Source organism: Crenalkalicoccus roseus (assembly GCF_004761865.1).
Lineage (GTDB): Bacteria > Pseudomonadota > Alphaproteobacteria > Acetobacterales > Acetobacteraceae > Crenalkalicoccus > Crenalkalicoccus roseus.
Genome location: NZ_SJDM01000044.1, coordinates 1 through 25,463 on the forward strand (window position 1 = coordinate 1; position 25,463 = coordinate 25,463).

The 25,463-nt window shown below is 74.2% G+C and carries 27 protein-coding genes; 7 read left to right on the forward strand and 20 right to left on the reverse strand.

Annotated features, from left to right (window positions below):
* From ET526_RS17860 to phaR, 3 genes are all read right to left on the reverse strand, one after another.
* Positions 1-353, reverse strand: a 353-nt coding sequence (locus ET526_RS17860) for a hypothetical protein (RefSeq protein WP_204623698.1), incomplete at its 3' end; no start/stop codon positions are given.
* A 94-nt stretch (positions 354-447) separates the two neighbouring features.
* The gene (locus ET526_RS17865; RefSeq protein ID WP_456305127.1) at positions 448-906 is read right to left on the reverse strand and encodes a helix-turn-helix domain-containing protein; all 459 of its coding nucleotides are present in this window, start codon (positions 904-906) and stop codon (positions 448-450) included.
* 184 nt (positions 907-1,090) lie between these two features.
* Positions 1,091-1,714: a polyhydroxyalkanoate synthesis repressor PhaR gene (gene phaR / locus ET526_RS17870; protein ID WP_135469733.1), complete on the reverse strand. Its 624-nt coding sequence runs from the start codon at positions 1,712-1,714 to the stop codon at positions 1,091-1,093.
* 317 nt (positions 1,715-2,031) lie between these two features.
* Here phaR and ET526_RS17875 point away from each other — a divergent pair, with 317 nt between their 5' ends.
* Both ET526_RS17875 and ET526_RS17880 read left to right on the forward strand, forming a co-directional pair.
* On the forward strand, positions 2,032-3,276 hold the full coding sequence (locus ET526_RS17875; protein WP_135469736.1) for an alpha/beta fold hydrolase: 1,245 nt from the start codon (positions 2,032-2,034) through the stop codon (positions 3,274-3,276).
* Between the two features lie 79 nt (positions 3,277-3,355).
* Positions 3,356-4,531, forward strand: coding sequence for an acetyl-CoA C-acetyltransferase (locus tag ET526_RS17880; RefSeq protein WP_135469738.1), 1,176 nt, complete (start codon positions 3,356-3,358; stop codon positions 4,529-4,531).
* A 154-nt stretch (positions 4,532-4,685) separates the two neighbouring features.
* Here the strand turns inward: ET526_RS17880 and ET526_RS22445 are convergent, their stop codons facing one another.
* From ET526_RS22445 to ET526_RS17905, 5 genes are all read right to left on the reverse strand, one after another.
* A complete protein-coding gene (locus tag ET526_RS22445; RefSeq protein WP_135469740.1) occupies positions 4,686-5,099 on the reverse strand; it encodes a RidA family protein in 414 nt (137 codons plus the stop codon).
* A gap of 62 nt (positions 5,100-5,161) precedes the next feature.
* Complete coding sequence (locus ET526_RS17890; protein ID WP_135469744.1) at positions 5,162-6,844, reverse strand: benzoate-CoA ligase family protein; 1,683 nt, start codon at positions 6,842-6,844, stop codon at positions 5,162-5,164.
* Positions 6,845-6,916: 72 nt separating this feature from the next.
* On the reverse strand, positions 6,917-7,744 hold the full coding sequence (locus tag ET526_RS17895) for an enoyl-CoA hydratase family protein (protein WP_135469749.1): 828 nt from the start codon (positions 7,742-7,744) through the stop codon (positions 6,917-6,919).
* Positions 7,741-8,262 carry a MarR family winged helix-turn-helix transcriptional regulator gene (locus ET526_RS17900; RefSeq protein WP_135469752.1) on the reverse strand — a complete coding sequence of 174 codons (522 nt, stop codon included), beginning with the start codon at positions 8,260-8,262 and terminating at the stop codon, positions 7,741-7,743. The genes ET526_RS17895 and ET526_RS17900 overlap by 4 nt, the downstream gene beginning before the upstream one ends.
* Positions 8,263-8,273: 11 nt before the next feature.
* Positions 8,274-9,038 (reverse strand): SDR family NAD(P)-dependent oxidoreductase, encoded by a 765-nt coding sequence (locus tag ET526_RS17905; protein ID WP_135469755.1) that lies wholly within the window; start codon positions 9,036-9,038, stop codon positions 8,274-8,276.
* A gap of 115 nt (positions 9,039-9,153) precedes the next feature.
* On the opposite strand from ET526_RS17905, the gene ET526_RS17910 reads away from it, so the two are divergent.
* Together ET526_RS17910 and ET526_RS17915 are read left to right on the forward strand one after the other, a co-directional pair.
* Positions 9,154-11,493: a bifunctional salicylyl-CoA 5-hydroxylase/oxidoreductase gene (locus ET526_RS17910; protein WP_135469758.1), complete on the forward strand. Its 2,340-nt coding sequence runs from the start codon at positions 9,154-9,156 to the stop codon at positions 11,491-11,493.
* 5 nt (positions 11,494-11,498) lie between these two features.
* Complete coding sequence (locus ET526_RS17915; protein ID WP_135469761.1) at positions 11,499-12,734, forward strand: flavin-dependent oxidoreductase; 1,236 nt, start codon at positions 11,499-11,501, stop codon at positions 12,732-12,734.
* A gap of 110 nt (positions 12,735-12,844) precedes the next feature.
* Here the strand turns inward: ET526_RS17915 and ET526_RS17920 are convergent, their stop codons facing one another.
* The gene (locus ET526_RS17920) at positions 12,845-13,942 is read right to left on the reverse strand and encodes a glycosyltransferase family 4 protein (protein WP_135469765.1); all 1,098 of its coding nucleotides are present in this window, start codon (positions 13,940-13,942) and stop codon (positions 12,845-12,847) included.
* A gap of 159 nt (positions 13,943-14,101) precedes the next feature.
* On the opposite strand from ET526_RS17920, the gene ET526_RS17925 reads away from it, so the two are divergent.
* Entirely contained in the window at positions 14,102-14,812 is a 711-nt protein-coding gene (locus ET526_RS17925; RefSeq protein ID WP_158295627.1) for a class I SAM-dependent methyltransferase, read from the forward strand.
* Positions 14,813-14,823: 11 nt separating this feature from the next.
* Here the strand turns inward: ET526_RS17925 and ET526_RS17930 are convergent, their stop codons facing one another.
* A complete protein-coding gene (locus ET526_RS17930) occupies positions 14,824-15,666 on the reverse strand; it encodes a squalene/phytoene synthase family protein (RefSeq protein ID WP_135469772.1) in 843 nt (280 codons plus the stop codon).
* A gap of 189 nt (positions 15,667-15,855) precedes the next feature.
* Here ET526_RS17930 and ET526_RS17935 point away from each other — a divergent pair, with 189 nt between their 5' ends.
* Positions 15,856-16,494, forward strand: a complete 639-nt coding sequence (locus ET526_RS17935) for a superoxide dismutase (RefSeq protein WP_135469775.1) — start codon at positions 15,856-15,858, stop codon at positions 16,492-16,494.
* A 361-nt stretch (positions 16,495-16,855) separates the two neighbouring features.
* Here ET526_RS17935 and yajC read toward each other — a convergent pair whose 3' ends face one another.
* A complete protein-coding gene (gene yajC, locus ET526_RS17940; RefSeq protein WP_135469779.1) occupies positions 16,856-17,209 on the reverse strand; it encodes a preprotein translocase subunit YajC in 354 nt (117 codons plus the stop codon).
* 89 nt (positions 17,210-17,298) lie between these two features.
* On the opposite strand from yajC, the gene ET526_RS17945 reads away from it, so the two are divergent.
* Entirely contained in the window at positions 17,299-18,159 is an 861-nt protein-coding gene (locus ET526_RS17945; RefSeq protein WP_135469783.1) for an ATP-binding protein, read from the forward strand.
* A 33-nt stretch (positions 18,160-18,192) separates the two neighbouring features.
* On the opposite strand, the gene serS is transcribed toward ET526_RS17945, so the two are convergent.
* The 9 genes from serS to ET526_RS17990 all read right to left on the reverse strand — a co-directional run.
* Positions 18,193-19,464: a serine--tRNA ligase gene (serS, locus tag ET526_RS17950; protein WP_135469786.1), complete on the reverse strand. Its 1,272-nt coding sequence runs from the start codon at positions 19,462-19,464 to the stop codon at positions 18,193-18,195.
* 6 nt (positions 19,465-19,470) lie between these two features.
* A complete protein-coding gene (gene tatC / locus ET526_RS17955; protein WP_135469802.1) occupies positions 19,471-20,226 on the reverse strand; it encodes a twin-arginine translocase subunit TatC in 756 nt (251 codons plus the stop codon).
* A 49-nt stretch (positions 20,227-20,275) separates the two neighbouring features.
* Entirely contained in the window at positions 20,276-20,764 is a 489-nt protein-coding gene (gene tatB / locus ET526_RS17960; RefSeq protein ID WP_135469789.1) for a Sec-independent protein translocase protein TatB, read from the reverse strand.
* Between the two features lie 99 nt (positions 20,765-20,863).
* Positions 20,864-21,910, reverse strand: coding sequence for an ABC transporter ATP-binding protein (locus ET526_RS17965; protein WP_135469792.1), 1,047 nt, complete (start codon positions 21,908-21,910; stop codon positions 20,864-20,866).
* Positions 21,911-22,054: 144 nt separating this feature from the next.
* Complete coding sequence (gene scpB, locus ET526_RS17970; RefSeq protein ID WP_135469794.1) at positions 22,055-22,684, reverse strand: SMC-Scp complex subunit ScpB; 630 nt, start codon at positions 22,682-22,684, stop codon at positions 22,055-22,057.
* Positions 22,668-23,441 (reverse strand): segregation and condensation protein A, encoded by a 774-nt coding sequence (locus ET526_RS17975; RefSeq protein WP_135469796.1) that lies wholly within the window; start codon positions 23,439-23,441, stop codon positions 22,668-22,670. Before ET526_RS17975 ends, scpB begins: the two co-directional genes overlap by 17 nt.
* Complete coding sequence (locus ET526_RS17980; RefSeq protein ID WP_240048461.1) at positions 23,438-24,142, reverse strand: site-2 protease family protein; 705 nt, start codon at positions 24,140-24,142, stop codon at positions 23,438-23,440. The genes ET526_RS17975 and ET526_RS17980 overlap by 4 nt, the downstream gene beginning before the upstream one ends.
* A gap of 16 nt (positions 24,143-24,158) precedes the next feature.
* Positions 24,159-25,163, reverse strand: coding sequence for a beta-N-acetylhexosaminidase (gene nagZ / locus ET526_RS17985; RefSeq protein WP_135469798.1), 1,005 nt, complete (start codon positions 25,161-25,163; stop codon positions 24,159-24,161).
* Between the two features lie 5 nt (positions 25,164-25,168).
* On the reverse strand, positions 25,169-25,463 hold a 295-nt coding region (locus tag ET526_RS17990), incomplete at its 5' end, for an SPOR domain-containing protein (RefSeq protein WP_240048462.1).

Here is a 25,463-nt window from a genome sequence, read left to right on the forward strand (position 1 = left end):
GCCGCCGGAGCCGGCGGGGGAGCCTCCGGCCGGCGGGGCGGGGCCTCCGCTTCGGTGCGCGGCGCCGCGGCGGCCCTCGCCGCTTCCGCCCGCTGCTCCAGGGCGGCCAGGGCCGCCTCGGCGGCGATCCGGGCGCGGATCAGCTCCTGCAGCCGCGCCTCCTCCTCGGCCGCGGCGCGGCGCAGCGCCTCGATCCCGTCCGGGGCGGGAGCGGTGGCCATGGGCGGCGGCAGGGCGGCACGTTCGCCGCCGCCGAGGCCAAGGCCGAGGGCGAGGCCGGCGGCGGCGCCCACCAGCACCAGGGCGGCCGCGCGCAGCGCCGCGCCGAAGGGGTGGCGGCGCGTTCTCAGCAACGGGGGCGGCGTGGGGCGCCTCGCGCCCAGCATGGCGAAGCGGCTCAGCCGCGCCGCGGGCGCCAGCGGCGCCCGGGGCGGAAGGAGAAGGGGCTCAGCGCTTGTCGTCGCCCGCCTCGGCCGCGGCGGCCTGGCTCTGCGCCGCCAGCGCGCGGGCCATCTGGCTCAGCGCCTCCTGGTGCTTCTCGTTGTCGATCAGCGAGAAGTTGCGCGCCAGTTCCAGGCACATCCGCTGCCGCGGGGAGATCTCCTGCGGCTCGGATTCGGCGCTCAGCCCCTCGAAGAAGTAGGAGACCGGCACGCCCAGCACCTGCCCGATCTCGAACAGGCGCCCTGCGGAGATGCGGTTCAGGCCGCGCTCGTACTTGTGCGCCTGCTGGTAGGTGACGCCGATCATGCGCGCGAGCTGCTGCTGCGACAGCCCCATCATGATCCGGCGCTCGCGGATGCGGGCCCCGACATGGCGGTCGGCGGCGTTGGCGCGGTGGCTCTGCTTGCCGCCAAGCCCCGGATCGGGCCGTGCTTCGGTGTCCATCTCGGTCGGCATGTCCATCCCGGCCCTCTCGTCCCTGTTCTGGTCCAACCCAATCAGGAGAATGCGGCAAACGCCGCGCCGCTCCACCCAGGCGCGCATAACAAAGACGTGAAACACACGCGCGGTGGATGCCCCCTGATCGCACAGGGCGATTTTCTACCCCGCAACAATGACCAAAACGTGATCGCCGGGCGGTCCCCCTTCAGTCCTGGCCGGACGGCTTCTCCCGGCGCAGCGCCTCCAATTCGCGGCGCAGCGCCTCCACCTCGGCGCGCAGCGACTCGATGGTCTGCTGCGCCTCCCGCGCGTCGCGCGGCGGCTCCTGGGGGCGGAAGGGGGCGAAGAGGCTCATCGCCCGCTCCATCATCGCCATGTTCTGCCGCCCCATCTCGTCCAGCGCGAAGGGGCCGGGAAAGGGCATCAGCCCGCCCATCGCCTGCTCCATGGAGCGGCGCATCTGCTCCTGCTGGCGGGCGAAGCCGGCCATCGCCGCCTCCAGGTAGCGGGGCACCAGCGCCTGCAGGCTGTCGCCGTAGAAGCCGATGAGCTGGCGCAGGAAGCTCTCGGGCAGCAGGTTGCGGCCCTTGCTCTCCTCCTCGACGATGATCTGGGTGAGGACGGAGCGGGTGATGTCCTCGCCCGATTTGGCGTCCTGCACCACGAAGTCCCGCCCCTGGCGCACCATGCGGGCGAGGTCCTCGAGCGTGACGTAGCTCGAGGCCTCGGTGTTGTAGAGGCGGCGGTTGGCGTATTTCTTCACGACGACGGGCGCCGTCGCGGGCTCGCCCCTGGTGCTCCCTTCGCTGCGCGTGGTCCGTTCGGCCATCGGGTTCCCGTTCCTCGTTCCGCGCAGCCCGCGCGATTGCGGGAAGGTTAGCGGGAATGTCGCGCTGCACAAAGGGATGCGGCGGGGAGTGGGCCGGCCTATCCTCGGCGCCACGGGAGGGCGGATGAGCGGGGCGGGCGAGCAGGGCGAGGAGCTGGACCGGCTGGCGGAGGACTGGATCGCGCTATGGCAGAGCGAGCTCGCGGGCCTCGCCTCCGACCCCGACTGGATGGCGGCCTGGCAGGGGGCGATGACCCTCGGCGCGGCGTGGATGCGCCTGCTCGCCGGCACCCTGGCGCCGGGCGCGGCGCCGTCCCATGAGCCCCGGACCGCCGATGCGGCGCGGGCCGCGCCCGCTGCCCCTGCATCTCGGCCTGGCGGCGATGCGGGGCTGGGCGGCGCTGGCCTCGGCGCCGATGCCCTTCTTGCCCGCCTGGACGCGATCGAGCGGCGCCTGGCCGCGCTCGAGGCAGGGGCAGGCGGAGGCGGCCCGCCTCGCCGCACGCCTCGCCGCCGGCGGTCACCGCCCTGAGGCCTTCCGCGCCGCGCTGCTGCGCGCCCTGCTGCGCCAGGACCGGGCCCTGCTCGCCGGCATCGCCGCCTATCGCCGCCACCCCTTCCGCCGCGATCTGCCCGACCCGCCCGCCTTGTGGCGCGAAGGTGGCAGCCGCCTGCTCGACTACGGCGCCGGACGCGGCGGGCGGGTGGCGCTGTTCGTGCCCTCGCTCGTCAACCGCGCCCATGTCCTCGACCTGATGGAGGGCGGCTCGATGCTGCGCTTCCTGGCCGGGCGGGGCCTGCGGCCGCTGCTGCTCGACTGGGGCTGGCCGGGCGAGGCGGAGCGCCGCTTCGGCCTGGACGACTACGTCGCCGGGCGGCTGGAGCGGGCGCTCGGCGCGGCGGCGGCGGCCGCGGGCGGGAAGGTGGTGCTGGTCGGCTACTGCATGGGCGGGCTGCTGGCGCTCGCCGCCGCGCTGCGCCGGCCGGAGGCGGTGCGGGCGCTCGCCCTGCTCGCCACGCCCTGGGATTTCTGGGCCGAGGACGCGGCGCGCGCCCGCGGCCTCGCGCGGCTGCTCCCCGGCTTCGAGCCGGCCATGGCGGCGACGGGAGCGCTGCCGGTGGACGCGATCCAGACCCTGTTCGCCATGCTCGACCCCTTCTCCGTCGCCGGGAAGTTCCGCGCCTTCGCCCGGCTCGATCCGGAGGGGGCGCGGGCGCGGCTGTTCGTGGCGCTGGAGGACTGGCTGAACGACGGCGTGCCGCTCGCCGCACCGGTGGCGCGGGAATGCCTCGCCGGCTGGTACGGCGCCAATGCTCCGGCGCGGGGGGAGTGGCGCGTGGCGGGCCGGGTGGTGGCGCCGCAGGCCTGGCGCGGGCCGGCCTTCCTGGCGATCCCGGCGCGGGACCGCATCGTGCCCCCCGCCTCCGCCGCGGTGCTCGCCGCGCTGCTGCCGGGGGCGGTGGCGCACCGGCCGGAGGCGGGCCATATCGGCATGGTGGCCGGCGGCGGGGCGGAAGCCGCGCTGTGGCGGCCGTTGCTGGACTGGATCGAGGGCGCCTGAGCGAAGGCGCCGCTTGTCGCCGGCGGCGCGGCGGGTCCATCCTGCGCCGCAGCACGAACGGGTTGGGAGAACCCCAGTCATGACCGAAATCGTCATCGCCTCCGCCGCCCGCACGCCGGTCGGCAGCTTCAACGGCGCCTTCGCCTCGCTGCCCGCGCATGCGCTCGGCACCGTCGCCATCAGGGCGGCCATGGAGCGCGCCGGCGTGCGCCCCGAGGAGGTGGACGAGGTCATCATGGGCCAGATCCTGACCGCGGGGGCGGGGCAGAACCCGGCCCGCCAGGCGAGCGTGGCGGCCGGCATCCCCGTGGAGCGCACCGCCTTCGGCATCAACCAGCTCTGCGGCTCCGGCCTGCGCGCGGTGGCGCTCGCGGCGCAGCAGATCGCCACCGGCGACGCCGCGATCGTGGTCGCAGGCGGGCAGGAGAGCATGACCCAGGCGCCGCATGCGGCGAACCTCCGCGCGGGGCAGAAGATGGGCGACCTCGCCCTCGTGGACACCATGATCAAGGACGGGCTGTGGGACGCCTTCCACGGCTACCACATGGGCAACACCGCCGAGAACGTGGCGCAGAAGTACCAGATCACCCGCGAGCAGCAGGATGCCTTCGCCGCCGAGAGCCAGCGCCGCGCCGGCGAGGCGATGAAGGCCGGCCGCTTCCGGGACGAGATCGCGCCGGTGACGGTGAAGGGCCGCAAGGGCGACGTGGTGGTGGACGCCGACGAGTATCCGAAGCCCGACACGACGGTCGAGGTGCTGGCCAAGCTTCGTCCGGCCTTCGCCAAGGACGGCACGGTGACCGCCGGCAACGCCTCCGGCATCAACGACGGCGCCGCGGCGGTGGTGGTGATGACCGCCGAGGAGGCGCGCAAGCGCGGCATCCAGCCGATGGCGCGGATCGTCTCCTGGGCGACGGCGGGGGTGGACCCCTCGATCATGGGCACGGGACCGATCCCGGCCTCGCGCAAGGCGCTGCAGAAGGCGGGCTGGGACATCGCCTCCCTCGACCTGGTGGAGGCGAACGAGGCCTTCGCCGCCCAGGCCTGCGCGGTGAACAAGGACCTCGGCTGGGATCCGGCCAAGGTGAACGTGAACGGCGGCGCCATCGCGCTCGGCCACCCGATCGGGGCGAGCGGGGCGCGGGTGCTGACCACGCTGCTGTTCGAGATGCAGCGGCGCGGCGCCAAGCGCGGCCTCGCCACGCTGTGCATCGGCGGCGGCATGGGCGTCGCCATGTGTCTGGAGCGGGCCTGATCCTTGCCCGGGGCGCGGCGGGAGCGCCGCGCCCGCCCGCCGGGGCGGCACCGGGCACGGGACGGCGGCACCGCTCCGGCGCCCCCCCGCGGATCGGGCGCCAGCCTGTTGATCGCGGAACGGGGTTCACGCTCCCGGAGCGTCGTGATCTGCCCTAATCCGGCACCAGGGCCGTCGCCTCGATCTCCAGCCGCGCCTCCGGCTCGACCAGCGCCGCCACCTGCACCAGCGTCATGGCGGGGTAGTGGCGCCCCATGATGTCGCGGTAGGTCGCGCCGAGTGCCTTCAGGCTGGCGCGGTATTCCGCGATGTCCAGCACGTACCAGGTCAGCCGCGCCACATGCTCCGGGCCCGCGCCGCCGGCGCGCAGCACGGCGAGGACGTTCTCGAGCGCCTGCCGCGCCTGGGGCACGAAGCCGTGCGGGAAGCGGCCGGCGGAATCCCAGCCGACCATGCCGCCGGCGAAGATCATCCGGCCCCGCCCGGCGATGCCGTTGGCGTAGCCCCGCGGCGGCGGCCAGCCCTCCGGCTGCAGCACGACGAGGGAGGAGGGGCGGGAGGCGTCCATGGCGTTCTCTGCGGTTCCGATGCGAGGGCGGCGCGGCGTGGGCCCCGTGCGGGGCGGGCGCCTCATCCTCCGGGGGCCGTCGCCATGCCGTGCGCCGCCGCGGCGGCATGGCGGCGCAGCGCGAAGCGCTGGAGCTTGCCCGTCTCGGTGCGCGGCAGGGCCTCCACGAACTCGATGGCGCGCGGATATTTGTAGGGCGCTATCTCGGCCTTCACATGCTCCTGCAGCGCGCGGACCAGGTCGGGTCCCGACGCATGGCCCGGTTTCAGCACCACATATGCCTTCACGATCGTGCCGCGCTCCGGATCCGGGGCGCCGACCACGCCGCATTCCCGCACCGCCGGGTGGGAGAGCAGCGCCGCCTCCACCTCCGGCCCGGCGATGTTGTAGCCGGCGGAGATGATCATGTCGTCGCTGCGCGCCTGGTACCAGAAATACCCGTCCTCGTCCTGCACGTAGGTGTCCCCGGTCAGGTTCCAGCCGTCCTGGACGTAGCTCGCCTGCCGCGGATCGGCGAGGTAGCGGCAGCCCGTCGGCCCCCGCACCGCGAGCCGCCCCATCGTGCCGCGCGGCACCTCCCGCCCGTCCTCGCCGATCACCTTCGCCTCGTAGCCGGGCACGGGCCTGCCGGTGGCGCCGGGGCGGATCTCCTCCTCCCGCGCGGCGATGAAGATGTGCAGCATCTCGGTGGCGCCGATGCCGTCCATCAGCTTCAGCCCCGTCGCCCGCCGCCATGCCTCGAAGACCGGCTTCGGCAGCGCCTCCCCCGCCGAGACGCATTTGCGCAGGCAGGAAAGATCGTGCCCGGCGGCCTGCTGCGCCATGGCGCGGTAGGCCGTCGGCGCCGTGAAGCAGATCGTGGCGCGGTGCGCGGCGATGGCCGCCAGGAGCTCCTCCGGCCCCGCCTTCTCCAGCAGCACGGTGGTGGCGCCGACGCGGAACGGGAAGAGCACCAGCCCGCCCAGGCCGAAGGTGAAGGCGATGGGGGGCGAGCCGATGAACACGTCGGAGGGCCCGGGCCGGAGCACGTGGCGGGCGTAGCTGTCGCAGATCGCCAGCATGTCGCGGTGGAAATGCATCGTGCCCTTGGGCTCGCCGGTGGTGCCGGAGGTGAAGGCGATCAGGCACACATCGTCCGCCGCGGTGTCGCAGGCGGGAAGACCGGGCGCCGCCTCGGCGCACATCCCTTCGAGCTCGCCGTCGCCCCAGCAGACGCAGTGCCTGAGATCCGGCGCCTCGGCCGCGGCCTTGCGCATCTCCTCGGCCAGCCGCGCGTCGCAGAGCGCGATCGAGATGCGGGCCTTGCGCAGCATGTGGCCGATCTCCCGCGCGCGCAGCAGGGGCATGGTGGCCACCACCACCCCGCCCGCCCTGAGCACCGCGAGGTAGGCCGCGACCATCCAGGCGTTGTTGGCGCCGCGCAGCAGCACGCGGTTGCCGGGCACGAGGCCGAGGCGCCGCACCAGCACCGCGGCGATGCGTTCCACCCGCTCGGCGAGCTGCCGGTAGGTCAGCGTCCCGGCCGGGGTCACGATGGCCGGGTGGTCGCCGCGCCCGCGCGCGATGGCGCGGTCCAGCAGCTCCACCGCGCAGTTCAGCCGCGGCGGGTAGCGGAGCTCCGGCAGGCCGAAGCGGAATTCCGGCCATTGCGCGCGCGGGGGCAGGTTGTCGCGCGCGAAGGTGTCGACATGCCCGCTCGGCGTCAGATCCGGCGTGGCGCCGGACCAGTCCTGCAACCTCTCCATCGCCGCCTCCATCGCAGATCCCGCCCCCCGGCTTTCCGGGCGCCCCGCCGCGCCGCCGTCCGGCAGGGCGCCTCAATTGCCCTCGAACACCGGCTTGCGCTTCGCCACGAAGGCCTCGTAGGCGCGGCGGAAATCCTGCGTCGTCATGCACAGGGCCTGCGCCACGGCCTCGGCCTCGATCGCCTGCTCGACGCCCATGGCCCATTCCATCTGCAGCATCCGCTTGGTCATGGCGTTGGCGAAGGCGGGCCCCTCGGCCAGTTCCCGCGCCAGCGCGGCCGCCTCCGCGGCCAGCGCCTCGGCCCCGACGACGCGGTTGAAGAAGCCCCAGGCGAGGCCCTCCTCCGCCGTCATGGCGCGGCCGAGGTAGAGCAGCTCGCTCGCCCTCCCCTGGCCGATGAGGCGCGGCAGCATGGCGCAGGCGCCCATGTCGCACCCCGCCAGGCCGACGCGGTTGAACAGGAAGGCCACCTTCGCCCGCGGCGTGCCGACGCGCAGGTCGGAGGCCATGGCGATGATCGCGCCCGCTCCCGCCGCGACACCGTCCACCGCCGCGACGATCGGCTGCGGCGCGGCGCGCATCGCCTTCACCAGCTCCCCGGTCATGGAGGTGAAGCGCAGCAGGCCCTTGGTGTCGCGCCCGAGCAGCGGCCCGATGATCTCGTGCACGTCGCCGCCCGAGCAGAAATTGCCGCCCGCACCGGTGACCACGAAGGCCTTCACCGCCTCGTCCTGCGCCGCCGCGCGGAAGATCGCCGCCATCTCGGCGTAGCTGTCGAAGGTGAGCGGGTTCTTCCGCTCCGGCCGGTCGAGGGTGAGGGTGGCGACCGGCCCCTCCACGTCGAGGCGGAGATGCCGCGCGCGGTGCGCCGAGAGCGGGCCGGAGATGGAGACGGTCATGGGGCTTCCTCCCGATCCAGGGCGGCGCGCACCGAGGCCTTGGCACGGCCGAGCAGCCGGAACAGCGCGGCGCGGTCGGCGGCGGAGAGGTCCTGGAACAGCTCCGCCACCCAGGCCTCGTGCACCGCGGACTGGCGCCGGAATTCGCGCCGGCCGCGCAGGGTCAGGCGCAGCATCTGCGCGCGCCGGTCTCCTTGCATGGCGCGGCGCTCGACCAGACCCTCGGCCTCCAGCCGCGCGGCGAGACCGGTGATGTTGCCGTTGCTGACCATCATGCGCCGCGACAGCTCGCCGAGAGTGAGTCCCTCGGGCGGCGCGCGCTCGAGCTGCGCCAGCATGTCGAAGCGGGGAAGCGTGGTGTCGAACTGCTCGCGCAGGCGGCGGCGGATGCAGCCCTCGATCAGGGTCGTGCAGGCGAGCAGGCGCAGCCAGAGGCGCAGCTCGTCCTTGTGGCCGGCCGGGACGTCCGCCAGCGCCGTCTCCGCGTCCACTGCGGGCGGGGCCGCCAGGTCGTCCATCGGCGGCGGGTTCACGTCTCGCCCCCGTCCACGGCGATCGCCTTGCCGTTGATCGCCGAGGCGTCCGGCGCGCACAGGAACAGCACGGCGGCCGCCACCTCCTCCGGCCGCACCAGCCGGCCCTGCGGGTTGTGGCGGGTGAGCTCGGCCCGCGCCTCCGCCTCGTTCCGGCCCGTCCTTTCCACGATGCGGGCGATGCTGTCCGCCACCAGCGGCGTGTCGGTGAAGCCCGGGCAGACCGCGTTCACCGTCACGCCCCGGCCTGCCACCTCCAGCGCCAGGGCGCGCGTCAGGCCGAGCACCGCATGCTTCGCCGCGGCGTAGGCGGCGACATAGGCATAGCCGCGCAGCGCGGCGGTGGAGGCGATGTTCACCACCCGGCCGAAGCCCGCCTGCAGCATTCCCGGCAGGACGAGGCGGGTGGCGGCGACCGTGCCCATCAGGTTCACGCGCCACATCCGTTCCCACAGCGCCGGATCGCTCCGCAGGAAGGGGGCGCTGCCGGCCTCGCCGGCCGCGTTGACCAGCAGGGCGACGGGACCGCGGGCGGCGACCGCCGCCTCCAGCGCGGCGGCGAGCGCCGCCTCCTCCGTCACGTCCGCCGCGGCCCAGCCCGCGGCCGCGCCCGCCGCGGCGACGGCGCGCAGCCGCTCCTCGCGCCGGCCCAGCACCGTCACCACCGCGCCGGCGCGGGTGAGCGCCGCGGCGCAGGCGGCGCCGATCCCGCTGCCGCCACCCGTCACCACGGCGTGCCGCCCCTTGAGAGGACCCTGCATGTCGCCTCCGCGATGTTTGAAGCCTAAAGCATTCCGGGCGGCCGGCACAACCGGCATCCGCTGTTGCCGCACGGATCTTTGAAGCTTAAACTATCGCGGCGGACGGAGGCGAGCCATGCGCATCGCGGTGATCGGCGGCGGCCCGGCGGGACTCTATTTCGCCATCCTGATGAAGCGGGACTTTCCCGCCGCGCAGGTGCGGGTGGTGGAGCGCAACCGCCACGACGACACCTTCGGCTTCGGCGTCGTCTTCAGCGACGCGACGCTGGACGCCTTCCGGGCGGCGGACGAGCCGAGCTACCGCGCCATCACGCGCAGCTTCGCCTACTGGGACGACATCGAGATCCACGGCAAGGGCGGAGCCGTCCACCGCATCGGCGGCAACGGCTTCTGCGGCTGCTCCCGCCGCACGCTGCTGCTGCTGCTGCAGGACCGCGCCCGCCGCCTGGGCGTGGAGATGGAGTTCCGCCGCGAGGCGCGGCCGGAGGACTTCCCCGACGCCGACCTGATCGTCGCGGCCGACGGCATCAATTCCGCGATCCGGGAGCGCTGGCGCGACCATTTCCGGCCGGAGGTGGATCTGCGCCCCAACCGCTTCGCCTGGATGGGCTCCACCCGCCCGCTGGATGCCTTCACCTTCTTCTTCAAGGAGAGGCCGGAGGGCATCTTCATCGCGCACTGCTACCAGTACGAGGCCGGCGCCAGCACCTGGGTGATGGAGACCGACCCCGAGACCTTCGCCCGCGCCGGGCTGGACGGAATGGGGGAGGAGGAAAGCGCCCGCTTCCTGGAGGGCGTGTTCCGGGAGGAGCTCGCAGGCCACCGGCTGCAGACCAACCGCTCGCACTGGCGGCGCTTCCCGATGATCCGCTGCGGCCGCTGGGTCAGGGACAATCTCGTCCTGCTCGGCGACGCCAAGGCCAGCGCCCACTTCTCGATCGGGTCCGGGACGAAGCTCGCCATGGAGGACGCGATCGCGCTGCACGCCGCCTTCGCCGCCGGCGGCGGCGTCGCGGCGAGCCTCGCCCGCTTCGAGGCCGACCGGCGCGAGGACGTGGAGAAGACGCAGCACGCCGCCGACGTCTCTCTGGTGTGGTTCGAGCACGTGCGGCGCTTCTGGCCCATGCACCCGACGCGCTTCGCCTTCGGCGTCATGACCCGGAGCAAGGCCATCACCTGGGACAATCTGGAGCTGCGCGCGCCGGAATTCGTGGCGGAGGTGCGACAGGTCTTCGCCGGGGAGGAACGCGGCCGGGGGCTTCCCGCCGACCCGGCGAGGCCGCCGATGTTCCAGCCCTTCCGGCTGCGGGGAATGGACATTCCCAACCGCGTCGTCGTCTCGCCCATGTGCATGTACAGCGCGCGGGAGGGCGTGCCGACGGAGTTCCACCTGGTGCATTACGGCTCCCGCGGCATGGGCGGCGCCGGGCTGATGTTCACCGAGATGGTGGTGGTCGGCCCCGACGCGCGGATCACGCCGGGCTGCGCCGGCCTCTGGACGGACGAGCAGGAGGAGGCCTGGACGCGCATCGTCCGCTTCGTCCACGAACATGGCGACACGCGGTTCTGCCTCCAGCTCGGCCATGCCGGCCGCAAGGGCAGCACGCGGCTGATGTGGGAGGGCATCGACCAGCCGCTGCCCGAGGGCAACTGGCCGATCGTCTCCGCCAGCCCCATCCCCTACTTCCCGCACAGCCAGGTGCCGCGCGAGATGACGCGCGCCGACATGGACCGCGTGAGGGAGGCGTTCGTCGCCGCGACACGCCGCGCCGTCCGCTGCGGCTTCGACATGCTGGAGCTGCACTGCGCCCATGGCTACCTGCTGGCCAGCTTCCTCTCTCCGCTGACCAACCGCCGCGGCGACGCGTATGGCGGCCCCATCGCCAACCGCCTGCGCTTCCCGCTCGAGGTCTTCGACGCCATGCGCGCCGCCTGGCCGCAGGACAGGCCGATGTCGGTCCGCATCTCGGCCACCGACTGGGCGGAGGGCGGCATCTCGGACGAGGAGACGCTCGAGGTCGCCCGCGCCTTCGCCGCGCATGGCTGCGACCTGGTGGACGTCTCCACCGGCCAGACGGTGGCGGACGCCGCCCCGGTCTACGGGCGCATGTTCCAGGTGCCCTGGTCGGACATGATCCGGAACGAGCTCGGCATCGCCACCATGTGCGTGGGCAACATCACCACCGCCGACCAGGTGAACACCATCCTGGCCGCCGGGCGCGCCGACCTCGTGGCGCTGGCGCGGCCGCACCTCACCAATCCCGCCTTCGCCCTGCACGCCGCCGCGCAGTACGGGGTGCGCGAGGTTGCCTGCCCGCCCCAGTACCTCTGGGGGAAGGATGCGCTGCTGCGCAACGCGGCGCGGGAGCGGGAGGAGCTGCGCGAGCTGCGCCTCAGGGCGAGGCCGCGGTCGCACGCCCCGCTGCCCGCGGCGCGGCCCGAGGCGGCGGAGTAGGCGCGGTGCGCCCGGTCCTGATCGCCGGCGGCGGGGTGGGAGGGCTCGCGCTCGCCCTCTCGCTGCATGAGCGCGGCGTCCCCTGCCTGGTGCTGGAGGCGGCCCCGCAGGTGAGGGAGCTCGGCGTCGGGATCAACATCCTGCCGCATGCGATCGGCGAGCTTGCGGCGCTCGGCCTGCTGCCGGACCTCGATGCCTGCGCCATCCGGACGCGCGAGCTGCGCTACCTGAACCGCTTCGGCCAGGAGATCTGGACCGAGCCCCGCGGCACCTGGGCGGGCCATGCGGTGCCGCAGCTCTCCATCCATCGCGGCAGGCTGCACGGCGTGCTGTGGCGGGCGGCGCTGCGGCGCCTGGGCGAGGAGGCGGTGCGGCCCGGCCACCGCCTCTCCGGCTTCGCGCAGGATGCCTCGGGCGTCGCCGCCACCTTCGCGCGCCCCGACGGGGGCGAGGTGACCCTGCACGGCGCGGCGCTGATCGGCGCCGACGGCATCCATTCCGTCCTGCGCCGCATCCTGCATCCCGAGGATGGGGGCATCCGCTGGCAGGGCATCCAGATGTGGCGCGGCGCCCTGGACTGGCCGGCCTATGAGGGCGGCGACACCATGCTCGTGGCCGGCGACATGCAGGAGAAGCTGGTCCTCTACCCGATCGCGCCCGGCGGCGACCCCGGCAGGCGCCTGACCAACTGGGTGGTCTGCGCCCGCCTCGGCGACGGCAGCCAGCCCCCGCCGCGGCGCGAGGACTGGTCGCGCCCTGGCCGGCTGGAGGAGGTGCTGCGGCATGTCCGCCGCTTCCGCATCCCCTTCCTCGACGTCGAGGCCCTGGTACGCGCGACGCCCGAGTTCTGGGAGTACCCCATGTGCGACCGCGATCCCCTGCCCTGGTGGACGCAGGGGCGCGTGACCCTGCTCGGCGATGCGGCGCATCCGATGTATCCGGTGGGCTCCAACGGCGCCTCCCAGGCCATCCTGGATGCGCGGTGCCTGGCCGCGCTGCTGGCGGAGCGGCCGGTGGAGGAGGCGCTGCTGGCCTATCAGGCGGAGCGCCTGCCCAAGACCGCCGAGATCGTGCGCAGCAACCGCAGCGGCGGGCCGGAGCGGGTGGTCGACGTCGTCAGCGCCCGCGCTCCCGACGGCTTCACGCGGCTCGAGGACGTGATCAGCCGCGAGGAGCTGGCCGCCATCGCCGGCGGCTACGCCAGGATGGCGGGCTTCGCCCCGGCGAGGACCAGGGCCTGACCTCAACCCGGCCGAGCGGCCCCTCGTCTCGCCGAAGGCCACACCGGGCAAGGCAGGCGCCAGGATGCGGTCCGCATTTCCAAGGGCGCATGGTCCGGCCCCGATCCGCCCTAGGCCGGCGCCGGGACGGTGGCGGGCATCCGCCCCGGCTCGGTCGCCGCCCGCACCAGCGCCGCGGCGTAGTGCCCCCAGTCGCGCTGCGCGATCTCCGCCAGAGCGCCTTCCGAGAGGGCGGCGCGGCTGGCGGGCGGCAGGCCGGCGGCGCCCAGCATCACCCGCGCCAGCGCCACCGCATCCCCCGCCGGATAGGTGAAGCCGTTGCGCCCGGGCTCCACCATCTCGGCCAGGGTCGGCAGGTCGGGAACGATCACCGGCAGGCCGAAGCTCTGGGCGAGCAGCACGCTGCCCGAGGTCATGATCCGGCGGAAGGAGAAGACCGCGAAATCGGCGGCGCGCAGCACGTACTGCACGGTGGCGTCGTCTATGCGGTCGGGCATCAGCAGCACGCCCGGCGAGGGCTCCCGAAAGCGGCCGAAGGCGGGGGTGCCGCTGCGGCCGGCGATGATCAGGCGCGCCTCAGGCAGCCGGGCGCGCAGCGCGGCGAAGGCCGCCTGCAGCACCTCGATCCCCTTGTAGGGACGCAGATTGCCGAGGGTGACGAAGACCGGCGCCTCCGGATCGAGGCCGAAATAGCGGCGGGCGGCCGCACGGCCGATGTCGTCCGGGTAGTAGCCGGTGTAGCCGCCATGCGGCGTCACCAGCACCGTCTCGGGCGCCAGGCCGAGCGCCGGCGCCATCTCCGCAACGGCGGCGGGGCTGTGCATCTGCACGGCATGGGCGCGCTCCGCCAGGGCGCGGCGCAGGCGGCGGTCCAGCTCCGGGAAGCGAGGCTCGTGCGGCTGCGCGTTGTGCACCGTCCAGGCGAAGCGGCCGCCGGCGGCGAGGAAGCGGTCGAGGCCGGCCAGGAAGTGCTCCGCCAAGCGCTCCGCCTCCTCGGCCTGCCGCGCCTCGCGGTAGATCGCATCCTCCCAGTGCAGGTGGAACACCACCGGGCCGCGCGCCGCGCCGAGCGCGGCGAGCGCGGTTCCGAGCCCCGCCGAGCGGACCTCCCAGCCGGGCGGGAAGGCGCGTCGGACCAGGGTCTGATAGGGGTTGTCGTGCGAATAGTCCGGCCAGAACACCCATAGCCCCGACTGCGCGACCTGCATGGAAGCCACCTCCTGCCGCGCCAGATCCGGCTGGCGGACGGCCCCATGCTGCGCCGGAACGCTTTCCCGCCCGCTAACGCCGCCGGCAACCCCGCCTTAACCTCGGGGACGGAGCATGTCCGGGTCCGGTGGCAGGAGGCCGCCGGCCAGGAGGTCCGCATGAACGCCTTCTTCCCCGGCGATGCGCTCGGGCGCTTCGCGGCCGCGCAGACCAACCGCGCCCTCGCCGACCGCCAGGCGGTGGCCGAGGCGCTGCTGCTGCTGCACGAGCGCGGCCTGCCACTGCACGCCGACACCCCGAAGAACTGGGACGGGCTGCTCGCCCTGCACCATGCGGTACGCACCACGCCGCGCGACGCGCTGGTGCTGGATGCGGGGGCGGAGACCTACTCCGCCTTCCTGCCGGGGCTGGCGCGGCTCGGCTTCACCCGGCTGCTCGGGGTGAACCTCGATTTCGGCCCGCCGCAGCGTCAGGGACCGATCGAGTACCGCTTCGGCAACATCGAATGCCTCGACCTGCCGGACGGCGCGGCGGGGTTCGCCGCCAGCCTCTCGGTGGTCGAGCACGGCGTGGACCTGCCCCGCTTCTTCGCCGAGATGGCGCGCATCCTGCGGCCCGGCGGCCATCTCTTCGTCTCCACCGACTACTGGGGGCCGGGGCTCGAGACCACAGGCATCGAGGCCTATGGGGCGCCCTGCCGCGTCTTCGGGGCCGAAGACATCCTCGCCATGGTGGACATCGCCCGGGCCGCGGGGCTGGAGGCGACCGGCCCCGTGGACACTGCGGTGACGGAGCGGGTGGTGCACTGGCGGCGCGTGGGCCTGCGCTACACCTTCCACAACCTGCTGTTTCGCAAGCCAGGGCGCTGACCGCGCCGCCGCTACACCCGCCCCCTCAGCCAGGCGGCGAGCACCGCGACCCGGTCGCCGAGGCCGCGCCCCGCCTGGTGCGCCCCTTCGCCCCCGCGGGCAAGCCGCCGCAGATCCCGCCGCGCCAGCACCAGCGGCAGCGCCGCGGCGATGGCGGCAGGCGGCAGCCCCCGCAGCGCGAGGGCGCAGGCGCGGCAGCGTGCCTCCCCCGGGGCGGCGAGCCGCGCGATCACCTCGCGCACCGCGCCCGCCTCGGGCGCCGCCAGCACCGCCTCCATCGCCAACCCCTGCTCGCCCAGCGCGTCGCGCGGCAGCAGGCAGCGGCGCTGCGCCGCCAGGGCGGGCACGCCGCGCAGCACCCCCGCCAGGCCGTAGAGCGCCCCGGCCTCCTGCAGCGCCGCCAGCGCCACCCCCTCCCGCACGCCGAGCAGCCGGCCCGCCGCCACGGCGAGACCGCCGGCGGTGCCGCGCAGATAGGCCTCGAGGGCGGCGCGGGTGGGAATGCCCTCCTCCTCCGCCTCCGCCTCGCGCGCATCGGCCATGGCGAGCAGCTCCGCGGCGGGAAGCAGGCCGGCGGCGATCGCGCCGTGCAGCGGCTCCGCCACCTCGTGGCGCGGCGGCGGCCTGCCGGCGGCGGCGGCCTCCACCGTCTCGCGCCACCATTGCAGCCGCATCAGCGCCGCGATCGGGTTGCGCGCCAGCGCGCGGGCGCGGGCGAGCTCGCTGCCATAGGCGATGAGGGCGAACAGCGCCTCACGCCGCTCGGCCGGCGCGAAGAGCGCGCAGAGGAAGCGGTCCGGATCCCGCGCGCGGGCGATCTCGGCGACGCGGGAGAGGGTGGGGCGCGCAGGCATCGGCGGCCTTATGCCCGCCGCTGGGCCGACGGCAAGCCCGCGCGGAGGCGCCGCGCTCCGGAGCTTGCGTTCGGCCCGCGCGGGAGGCTTGCTTGACGCTCCCTGGCGCGCCGCCTAGCTGTCCGGCACCCCCGCCTCGTTCCGGGGGCCTCCGCCTGATCGCCATCCACGACAACGGGAGAGAAGCCCATGGCCTTCAGCCTGCCCCCGCTGCCCTATGATACGGGCGCGCTCGCCTCCCAGGGCATGTGCCAGGAGACGCTGGAGCTCCACCACGGCAAGCACCATCAGGCCTATGTCACGGCGCTCAACGGCCTGATCGAGAGCAAGGGCCTGCAGGGCAAGAGCCTGGAACAGATCGTCGCCGAGGCCGGCAAGCAGGGCGCGGACGGGCTGCCGGTGCTGAACCAAGCCGGCCAGCACTGGAACCACATCCTGTTCTGGCAGGTGATGTCGCCGAAGGGCGGCGGAGACAAGCTGCCCGGCGCGCTGCAGGCGAAGATCGAGCAGGACCTCGGCGGCCTCGCGCAGTTCAAGGAGGCGTTCAAGCAGGCCGGCGCCACCCAGTTCGGTTCCGGCTGGTGCTGGCTGATCGTCGGCCCCGACGGCAAGCTGAAGGTGACCAAGACCCCCAACGGCGCCAACCCGATCTCCACCGGCGAGGGCACGCCCATCCTCGGTTGCGACGTGTGGGAGCACTCCTACTACCTCGACTTCCGCAACCGCCGTCCGGACTACCTGCAGAACTTCCTGGACAAGCTGGTGAACTGGGAGGCGGTGAACACCTTCCTCCAGCAGGGCGGCATGAAGTCCGGCCAGAGCGCCTGACGCGGAGCGCCGTGCCGGGGCGCGGCCCGCCCCGGCCGGCACGCCCCGGAAGGCGCCGCGCGCCACCAGCACCAACGCCCGCGCGCGCATGGGTCAGCGCCGCCAGCAGCGGGCGGGGCGGCCGATCCGCCGCTCCCGCCTTCGCGGATCGGGTGCCAGGGCGGATCCCGTTCCGGTGGCCTCACCCGAACGGGTGAAGAGACGCGCGCGATCAACGAGCCGGGGCATTCGCCGGGGCCGGGACGGATGGAGAATGCCCTAGAGCCGTTTCCGCTCGGCTGTGGACGCGGAAGCGGCTCTCGTCCCTTGTTCGTGGGGCAGAGTCACGCGCCCGGCCGTTTCCAGCCGTCCGCGATCTGCCCTAGCCCTTCGAGGTCTCGCTCGCCTTGGCGTCGTTCGCCGCCGTCGGCTTGAACACGTCGCTGATGGTCTGGCGCACCACGTTGACGCGGACGTTGGGGGCGATCTCCACCTCCACCTCGTCCACGCCCTCCTTCACCCGCGTCACCTGGGCGATGATGCCGCCCGAGGTCAGCACCTTGTCGCCCCGCTTCAGGGCCTTCAGCATCTCCCGGTGCTCGCGCTGGCGCTTCTGCTGCGGGCGGATCAGCAGGAAGTAGAACACCACGAAGATCAGGATCAGCGGCAGGAGCTGCATGATCAGCGCCGCGCCGCCGCCCACGCCATCCTGCGCATAGGCCGGGGAGATCAACATGCCAATCGGTTCCGTCTTGCGGGGGGATGGGGGCGCAAACTAGCTTCCCGCCCCTCCCCGTCAATACCAGCAGGACCCGCCCTCTTCCCATGGACCACACGCTGCTGCCGGCGCTGACCCGCATCGCGGAGGCGCTGGAGCGCCTCGCTCCCGCCCCCCCGGCCCCTCCGAGCCTCGCCGGCGCCGACGCCTTCGTCTGGCACCCCGGACCATCCGCACGGCTCGCCCCGGTGCCGCGCGTGGCGCGGGTGGAGATCAGCCTGCTGCAGGGGATCGAGCGGCAGAAGGCCATCCTCGCCGAGAACACGCTGCGCTTCGCCCGCGGCCTGCCGGCGAACAACGTCATGCTCTGGGGCGCCCGCGGCATGGGCAAGTCCTCCCTGGTCAAGGCCGCGCATGCCGAGGCCAACCGCGCCGCCCCGGGCAGCCTGGCGCTGGTGGAGATCCACCGCGAGGACATCCGCACCCTGCCCGACCTGCTGAACATCCTGCGCGGGCAGGAGCGGCGCTGCCTGGTGTTCTGCGACGACCTCTCCTTCGAGCGGGAGGACGCCGACTACAAGGCGCTGAAATCGGTGCTCGACGGCGGCATCGAGGGGCGGCCGCCGAACGTGTTGTTCTACGCCACCTCCAACCGCCGCCACCTGATGCCGCGCGACATGATCGAGAACGAGCGCTCCACCGCCATCAACCCGGCGGAGGCGGTGGAGGAGAAGGTCTCGCTCTCCGACCGTTTCGGACTCTGGATCGGCTTCCACAATTGCGACCAGCCGACCTACTTCGCCATGGTGGAGGGCTATGCCCGCGCCTACGGCATCGCCATCGGCGCGGAGGAGCTGCGCCGGCAGGCCAACGAATGGTCGGTGACGCGCGGCGCGCGCTCGGGACGCGTCGCCTGGCAGTTCATCCAGGACCTGGCCGGGCGCATGGGCGTCGCCATCGAGGGCTGACCCTCCCCGGGGGCAGGGCGGCCGCCGCCTGCTCTACGGCGCGATCCGCTCCATCCCGCCCATCCAGGGCCGCAGCACCTCCGGCACCCGCACCGAGCCGTCGGCCTGCTGGTAGGTCTCCAGCACCGCGATCAGGGCGCGGCCCACGGCGACGCCGCTGCCGTTCAGCGTATGGACGAAGGCGGTGCCCTTGCCCTCCGCCGGGCGGTACCGCGCGTTCATGCGCCGCGCCTGGAAGTCGCGGCAGTTGGAGCAGGAGGAGATCTCCCGCCACGCCCCCTGCCCCGGCAGCCAGACCTCGAGGTCGTAGGTGCGGGCGGCGGAGAAGCCGGTGTCGCCGGCGCAGAGGAACACCCGCCGCCAGGCGAGGCCGAGTTCGGTCAGCACCCGCTCGGCGCAGCGCGTCATGCGCTCATGCTCGGCGTCGCTGTCCTCGGGGCGGGTGATGGAGACCAGCTCCACCTTCTGGAACTGGTGCTGGCGCAGCATCCCCCGCGTGTCCCGCCCGGCGCTGCCGGCCTCGGAGCGGAAGCAGGGCGTCAGCGCGGCGAGGCGGAAGGGCAGCGCCGTCTCCGGCACGATCTCCCCGGCGACGAGGTTGGTCAGCGGCACCTCCGCGGTCGGGACCAGCCAGCGGCCGTCCGTGGTGCGGAACAGGTCCTCGGCAAATTTCGGCAACTGGCCGGTGCCGTACATGGTGGCATCGTTCACCAGGAGCGGCGGCGACACCTCGGCATAACCATGCGCCTCGGTGTGCAGCGTCAGCATCCACTGGCCGAGCGCGCGTTCCAGCCGCGCCAGCGCCCCCTTCAGCAGGGTGAAGCGGCTGCCGGCGAGCTTCGCCGCGGTGGCGAAGTCCATCAGGCCGAGCGCCTCGCCGATCTCGAAATGCTGCCGGGGGGCGAAGGCGAAATCGGGCACCTCGCCGTGCTGGTGCAGCACGATGTTCGCCGTCTCGTCCCGCCCCGCCGGCACCTCGGGGTCGAGGCGGTTGGGCAGGGCCTCCAGCAGCGCCGTCTGGGCCCGGTCGGCCTCGGCGGCCTCGGCCTCCAGCCTCTCCATCTCGGCGCGCAGCGCCTGCGCCTCGTGCTCGAGCGACGCGGTGTCCAGGCCCTGGCGCCTGCCCTGGCCGATCTCGCGCGCCAGGGCGTTGCGGCGCGCCTGCCTCTCCTGCAACGCCTGCTGCGCCGCGCGCCGGCGCGCATCCTCGGCGAGGACCGCCTCGGCCGCCGGCGGCAGCCCACGGCGCGCGAGCGCGGCGTCGAAGGCGGCCGGATCGGCGCGCACCACCCGGATGTCGTGCATGGGCTCTCAGGTCGCCTTGGTCTCGGGGACGGGCTTCGGCGTCATCCAGATCGCCGCCCAGATCGAGATCTCGTAGAGGAGGATCATCGGGAAGGCGAGGCTGATCTGGCTGATCACGTCCGGGGGCGTGATGATCGCCGCCACCACGAACATGCCGACGATGGCGTAGCGCCGCCCCCTGCGCAGCGTGTCCACGGAGAGGATGCCGACGCGGCAGAGCAGCGTCAGCAGCACCGGAAGCTGGAAGGCGACGCCGAAGGCGAGGATCATGTGCATGACCAGCGAGAGGTACTCGCTCACCTTCGCCTCGAGCTGCACCGGCAGCGCGCCCGCCTCGGGCGGCGTCTCGAAGCTGATGAAGAAGCTCCAGGCCAGCGGGAAGACGAAGTAGTAGGCGAGCGCCGCGCCCAGGACGAACAGGAAGGGCGAGGCGATCAGGAAGGGCAGAATGGCCCGCTTCTCGCTGCGGTAGAGGCCAGGCGCGATGAACAGCCAGAGCTGCGTCGCCCACATGGGGAAGCTGAAGAACAGCGCCCCGAAGAAGGCCACCTTCAGGTAGGTGAAGAAGGCTTCGTAGAGCGCGGTGAAGATCATGCGCCGGTCGCCGCCGCCCTGCGCCGCCAGGATGTCGGCCAGCGGCCGCGCCAGGAAGCCGTATATCTGGGCGGAGAAGTAGTAGCAGACGGCGAAGGCGAGCACGAAGGCGCCGAGCGACCACAGGAGCCGCTGCCGCAGCTCCATCAGGTGGTCGATCAACGGCATCGGCTTGTCGTCGATCGTGTCCTCTTGGTCGCGCGGCACGGCGGCGGGCTCAGGCCTTCGGGTGGGTGACGGGTTCGGCCGCCGCGGGGACCGCGGCGCCGGGCGGGATGAAGGCGGGCGGCGCGCCTGCCGCCGGCTCCTCTGGCGCGGCCGGCACCTTGGCCGGCGGTGCCGCGGCCTCCGCCGGCGCGGCGGCGGGCGGCGCCGGCGGGCCGTAGGTGGGGGAGAGCGGATCCTCGCTGAAGGTGCGGCGCAGCGTGCCGTCCGAGTCCATGGTCCGCTCGACCTCCCCGCGCAGGTCGAAATTGCGGATCTCGTTGAAGGTGCTGCGCACCTCGTGGATCTGGTTGCGCACCTCCTCGAGCTTGGCCTCGCGCACCAGCTCGTCGGCGTGGGACTGGAACTCGGCGGCCATGCGGCGCAGCTTCTGCACGCCGCGCGCGACGCCGCGGATCGCCTCCGGGAGGTCCTTCGGGCCGATGACGACAAGCGCCACCACGGCAATCAGCGCGATCTCGGACCAGGCGAGGTCTAGCATGTCACTCCCGACCGCGGTGCGCGCTCCCCCATGGGAGCCCGCCGCCGCAGGTCGCCTCCGTTAGCAGGAACCCCGGGGGGCCACAATCAGGCCCACAATCTAGGGAGCCGGGGGCGGAAATACGAAGGCGCGTTGCGGATCCATCGCAATGCTAACCTGCTGTCCACGTGCCAGCACCGCCCCGGGCGGCGTGCGCGCGTGCAGGTGCAGCACCCCCCCCGCCCCATCGGCCACCGCGAGGTGCACGAGGGTGGTGGCGCCGAGCAGGCGGCAGGCCTCCACCCGCGCCGGCGTGCCGGCCGCCTCGGGCGGCATCACCCTGAGCCCCTCCGGTCGCAGCAGCACCTCCGCCGGCCCGTCCGGCAGGCCGGCGGGCAGGCCGCCGATCGGGGTCTCCGCCCGCCCCTCGCGGATGCGTGCCGGCATGCGGTTCACCTCGCCGAGGAAGGTGGCCACGAAGGGGTCGGCGGGGTGAAGGTAGAGCTCCTCCGGCGTGCCGACCTGCACCAGCCGCCCCTCCCGCATCAGGGCGATGCGGTCGGCCATGAACATCGCCTCCTCGGCGTCGTGGGTCACGATCAGGGCGGGGATGCCGGCGGTCTGCAGCACGTGCAGCGTGTCGTCGCGCACCTGCTCGCGCAGCCTGGCGTCGAGGCTGGCGAAGGCCTCGTCGAGCAGCACCACCTGCGGGCGCGGCGCCAGCGCCCGGGCCAGCGCCACCCGCTGCTGCTGGCCGCCGGAGAGCATGTGCGGGTAGGCGTTGGCGTAGTCCTCGAGCCCGACGCGGGCCAGCGCCTCGGCCACGTGCCAGGAGCGCTCCCCGCGGGGAACGCGGCGCAGGCCGAAGGCGACGTTCTCCGCCACCGTCAGGTGGGGAAACAGGGCGTAGTCCTGGAAGACGAAGCCGACATTGCGCCGCTCGGGCGGCACCTCCCGCCCCGGCTCGGCCACCACCTCGCCGCCGATCTCGATGCGGCCGGCCTGCAGCGGCTCGAGGCCGGCCACGAGCCGCAGCAGGGTGGTCTTGCCGTCGCCCGAGGGGCCAAGGAGGCAGAGGATCTCGCCGCGGCCGACCACGAGGTCGATGCCGCGCAGCACCACCCGCCCGCCATAGGCATGGCGGATGCCGGAGAGCCGCAGGGTCATGCCTGCGGCTATAGAGCAGATCGCGGACGGCCGAAATCGGCCGGAAGCGTGACTCCGCCCCGCAGGCGAGGCGCCCTTGCCGCGGGCATGGCCGGGCGGCGACGGCCACGGGGCGCACCGCCTCGCCCGGGCGCCCTGCCCGCCTCAGGCGGTGGGCTGGCCGCTCCCGGGCGCGGCGAGGGGCAGGGTCGGCTCGCTCACCAGCTCCTCCCGCCGCGGCAGGTCGGAAAGGGCGCGCAGGCCGAACTGCTCGAGGAAGCGCGGCGTGGTCGCCCACAGGGTCGGGCGGCCCGGCACCTCCTTGCGCCCGCGCGGGGCGATCAGCCCCATCTCCAGCAGCGCCTCCAGCGTCTGCTGGGAGAGGCTGGCGCCGCGGATCTCCTCGATCTCGGCGCGGGTGACGGGCTGGTGATAGGCGATGATCGCCAGCGTCTCCATCGCCGCCCGCGGCAGACGGCGCGGCACCTCCACCACCCGCGTCAGCGCCGGGGCGAGGTCGGGGGCGGTGCGGAAGGCGAAGCCGCCCGCCACCTCCACCAGCGCCACCGGCCGGCCGGCGCAGCGCGCGGCGAGCGCCTCCAGCACCGTCCGCGCCTCGCAGCCCGGCGGCAGCACGGGCTGCAGCCGCGCCGGGGTCACCGGGCGGTCGCTGGCGAAGACCAGCGCCTCGGCCAGGCGCAGCGCCTGCTCGAAGGCTGCCGGATCCGGCTCCGCCGGCGGGGCGCCGCCCGCCGGCGGGAAAGGGTCCGTCGCATCCTCAGGCGGCCTTTGCATCCGGCTTCTCCAGGCGGCGGCGGATCAGGATCGGGCCGAAGGGGCGGTCCTGGCGAAGCTCGACGCCGCCGCCGCGCGCCGTCTCCAGCGCCGCGATCAGGGTGCTGGCCAGCGCCGCCCGGCGCTCCACCGGGTCGGCCAGGCCCTCGGGCAGGAAACGCTGCAGCACCGACCAGTCCGGCAGCCCGCCGACCATGCGGGAGAGCCGCGCCAGCGCCTCCTGCACGGTCCAGAGCCGCCGCGGCTTCGGCGTGTAGGGCCGCCGCGCGAGGGCGCGGCGCCGCGCGGCGGCATAGGCCTGCAGCAGCGCCGGCAGGTCGGCGGCGATGCCGGAACGGTCCTGCACCGTGAGCGATTCCGCCGCGCCGCGGGCGAACACCTCGTATCCCAACTGCAGCCGCCCGGCGAGCCAGGCGGCGGCGGCGCGCATCCGCTCGAGCTCCACCAGCCGGTCGGTCAGCGCGCCGGCCAGCGCCTCCGCATCCTCGTCCGGCGCCGCCTCCTCCGGCAGGAGCAGGCGGGACTTCAGCCAGGCGAGCCAGGCGGCCATCACCAGCCAGTCGGCGGCGATCTCGAGTCGCACCGCCCGGGCCTGCTCCAGCACCGCGAGATACTGGTCCACCAGCGAGACGATGGAGATCGCCTGCAGGTCCACCTTCTGCGCGCGCGCCAGTTCCAGCAGCAGGTCGAGCGGCCCTTCGAACCCCTCCAGCGTCAGGTGCAGCGCCGGCGGCGCGGTGCGCGCGGCCTCGCTCATGGCAGCCTCCCATGGCCGGTGAGGAACAGCACCAGCTCGAAGCCCCGCGCCACCACGGTGCGCAGCATCCAGCCGATGGGGTCCACCCCTTCCACCAGCCGCGGCAGCAGGAACACCGCGAGCAGCACGAGCAGGATGCCGATGGGCTCGAGCCGCATGTACGGCACGGCGAGGGCGCGCGGCAGCAGCCCGGCGACGATCCGCCCGCCGTCGAGCGGAGGGACGGGCAGCAGGTTGAACAGGCCGAGCACCAGATTGGCCAGGATGGACAGCGCCAGGAAGCGGTAGATCCAGCCCAGCGTGTCGCCGGGCAGCACGCCCGCCAGGCTCGCCGCGGCATGCACCAGCAGCCCGGCCAGCAGGGCGAGGGCAAAGTTCATCCCCGGCCCCGCCGCGGCCACCAGCATCATGCCGAGCCGCGGCTGGCGCAGCCGCCACACCGCGACCGGCACCGGCTTGGCCCAGCCGAACATCCCCTCCACCCGCCCGATGGTCAGGAGCTGGCCGACGAGCAGGATGCCCGGCACCAGCAGCGTGCCCACCGGATCCACGTGCCGGATCGGGTTCAGGCTGAGCCGCCCGGCGCGCTTCGCCGTGTCGTCGCCGAGGCCGAGCGCGGCGTAGCCATGCGCCGCCTCGTGCAGGGTGATGGCGAGGACGGCGGCGGCGACCGCCACCGCCAGCTCCGGCAGCCAGTCCATCAGCGCCGGCGCCCGCTCACGCCGCGGCCGCGAGCTGGGCGTCGCGAAGCTCGGCCAGGGCGCGGGCGTCGAGCGGGCGGCGCAGGGCGGCGACGCGCGCCCGCGCCTCCTCCATGCGCGCCTCGGCGGCGTCCGAGAGCGGCGGACATTCGGCCAGCACCGCCGCCGTCTCCCCGATCGCACCGGTGCAGTGCAGCGCCAGGTCGCAGCCGGCGGCGATGGCCTGCCGCGCCAGCGCCCCCGGCGCCCCCTGCAGCGCCCGCATCGCCAGGTCGTCGCTGATCAGCACGCCCCGGAAGCCGATGGCGCGGCGGATCACCCGCTCCACCACCAGCGGCGAGAGGGTGGCGGGGCGCTCCGGGTCCAGCGCCTCGTAGAGGATGTGCGCGGTCATCGCCCAGGCGCCGGCATCGGCGAGCGCGGCGAAGGGTGCGCAATCCTCGGCCAGGACGTCGCGGGGGGCGGCGACGCGGGGCAGTTCCAGATGGCTGTCCGCCAGCGCCCGCCCATGGCCGGGGATGTGCTTGATCACCGGCACGCAGCCGGCCTGCTGCAGCCCCTCCGCCCAGGCGCGGCCGAGCCGCGCGACCTCCGCCGGTGCGGCGGCGAAGGCGCGGTCGCCGATCACCCCATGCGCCCCGGGCAGCCGGAGGTCGAGGCAGGGCGCGCAGACGACGTCGAGCCCCGCCTCCCGGCAGGCGAGGCCGAGCAGGGCGGCGTTGGCCCGCGCCGCCTCCTCCGGCAGCCCCTCGAAGGCGGCGGCGGGCGGGAAGGCGGGCCAGTGCGGCGGGCAGAGCCGCGCCACCCGCCCGCCCTCCTGGTCCACGAGGATCGGCAGCGCCTCGCCCAGCAGGTCGCGCGCCGCGGCGGTGAGGCGGCGGAGCTGCTCCGGGTCGCGGATGTTGCGCGCGAACAGGATCAGCCCGGCGGGCGGGGCGGCGCGGAACAGCGCCGCCTCCTCCGCGGTCAGCTCCGGTCCGGCGAGGCCGACGACGGCGGCGCGGGCGCGGGGCGGGGGCAAATCCTTCAGCCCCCGATCGGCATGCAGGCGCCGCCCTGGGCGCGGACCGCGTCGCACAGGGCGCGCGCCGCCTCCATGTCGGCGAGGCCGCCGGTGCGCAGCCGCCACAGCGGCGCCTGGCCCTCGCCGCGGTCGAGGCGGATCACCAGCGGCTGGCGCCCGGCAAGTTCCGGCACCCGCCGCTGCAGCCGTGCCCATTCGCTGCGCGCCGCCTCCTCCGAGGCGAGGGCGCCGAGCTGCACCTGGGCGCGGCCGGCGGCCACCACGGGCGGCGCGGCGGGCCGCTCCGGCACCGGCGGC

Coding starts and splice junctions, on each gene's coding strand:
- ET526_RS17890 (WP_135469744.1), bottom strand. CDS start 6,844: ATGGAGAGGTTGCAGGACTGGTCCGGCGCCACGCCGGATCTGACGCCG.
- ET526_RS17910 (WP_135469758.1), top strand. CDS start 9,154: ATGCGCATCGCGGTGATCGGCGGCGGCCCGGCGGGACTCTATTTCGCC.
- ET526_RS17875 (WP_135469736.1), top strand. CDS start 2,032: ATGAGCCCCGGACCGCCGATGCGGCGCGGGCCGCGCCCGCTGCCCCTG.
- yajC (WP_135469779.1), bottom strand. CDS start 17,209: ATGTTGATCTCCCCGGCCTATGCGCAGGATGGCGTGGGCGGCGGCGCG.
- phaR (WP_135469733.1), bottom strand. CDS start 1,714: ATGGCCGAACGGACCACGCGCAGCGAAGGGAGCACCAGGGGCGAGCCC.
- ET526_RS17965 (WP_135469792.1), bottom strand. CDS start 21,910: ATGACCCTGCGGCTCTCCGGCATCCGCCATGCCTATGGCGGGCGGGTG.
- ET526_RS17920 (WP_135469765.1), bottom strand. CDS start 13,942: ATGCAGGTCGCGCAGTCGGGGCTATGGGTGTTCTGGCCGGACTATTCG.
- scpB (WP_135469794.1), bottom strand. CDS start 22,684: ATGCAAAGGCCGCCTGAGGATGCGACGGACCCTTTCCCGCCGGCGGGC.
- tatB (WP_135469789.1), bottom strand. CDS start 20,764: ATGCTAGACCTCGCCTGGTCCGAGATCGCGCTGATTGCCGTGGTGGCG.
- serS (WP_135469786.1), bottom strand. CDS start 19,464: ATGCACGACATCCGGGTGGTGCGCGCCGATCCGGCCGCCTTCGACGCC.
- ET526_RS17980 (WP_240048461.1), bottom strand. CDS start 24,142: ATGGACTGGCTGCCGGAGCTGGCGGTGGCGGTCGCCGCCGCCGTCCTC.
- ET526_RS17945 (WP_135469783.1), top strand. CDS start 17,299: ATGGACCACACGCTGCTGCCGGCGCTGACCCGCATCGCGGAGGCGCTG.
- ET526_RS17975 (WP_135469796.1), bottom strand. CDS start 23,441: ATGAGCGAGGCCGCGCGCACCGCGCCGCCGGCGCTGCACCTGACGCTG.
- ET526_RS17935 (WP_135469775.1), top strand. CDS start 15,856: ATGGCCTTCAGCCTGCCCCCGCTGCCCTATGATACGGGCGCGCTCGCC.
- ET526_RS17895 (WP_135469749.1), bottom strand. CDS start 7,744: ATGACCGTCTCCATCTCCGGCCCGCTCTCGGCGCACCGCGCGCGGCAT.
- ET526_RS22445 (WP_135469740.1), bottom strand. CDS start 5,099: ATGGACGCCTCCCGCCCCTCCTCCCTCGTCGTGCTGCAGCCGGAGGGC.
- tatC (WP_135469802.1), bottom strand. CDS start 20,226: ATGCCGTTGATCGACCACCTGATGGAGCTGCGGCAGCGGCTCCTGTGG.
- ET526_RS17925 (WP_158295627.1), top strand. CDS start 14,102: ATGAACGCCTTCTTCCCCGGCGATGCGCTCGGGCGCTTCGCGGCCGCG.
- ET526_RS17905 (WP_135469755.1), bottom strand. CDS start 9,038: ATGCAGGGTCCTCTCAAGGGGCGGCACGCCGTGGTGACGGGTGGCGGC.
- ET526_RS17900 (WP_135469752.1), bottom strand. CDS start 8,262: ATGGACGACCTGGCGGCCCCGCCCGCAGTGGACGCGGAGACGGCGCTG.
- ET526_RS17930 (WP_135469772.1), bottom strand. CDS start 15,666: ATGCCTGCGCGCCCCACCCTCTCCCGCGTCGCCGAGATCGCCCGCGCG.
- ET526_RS17865 (WP_456305127.1), bottom strand. CDS start 906: ATGGACATGCCGACCGAGATGGACACCGAAGCACGGCCCGATCCGGGG.
- ET526_RS17880 (WP_135469738.1), top strand. CDS start 3,356: ATGACCGAAATCGTCATCGCCTCCGCCGCCCGCACGCCGGTCGGCAGC.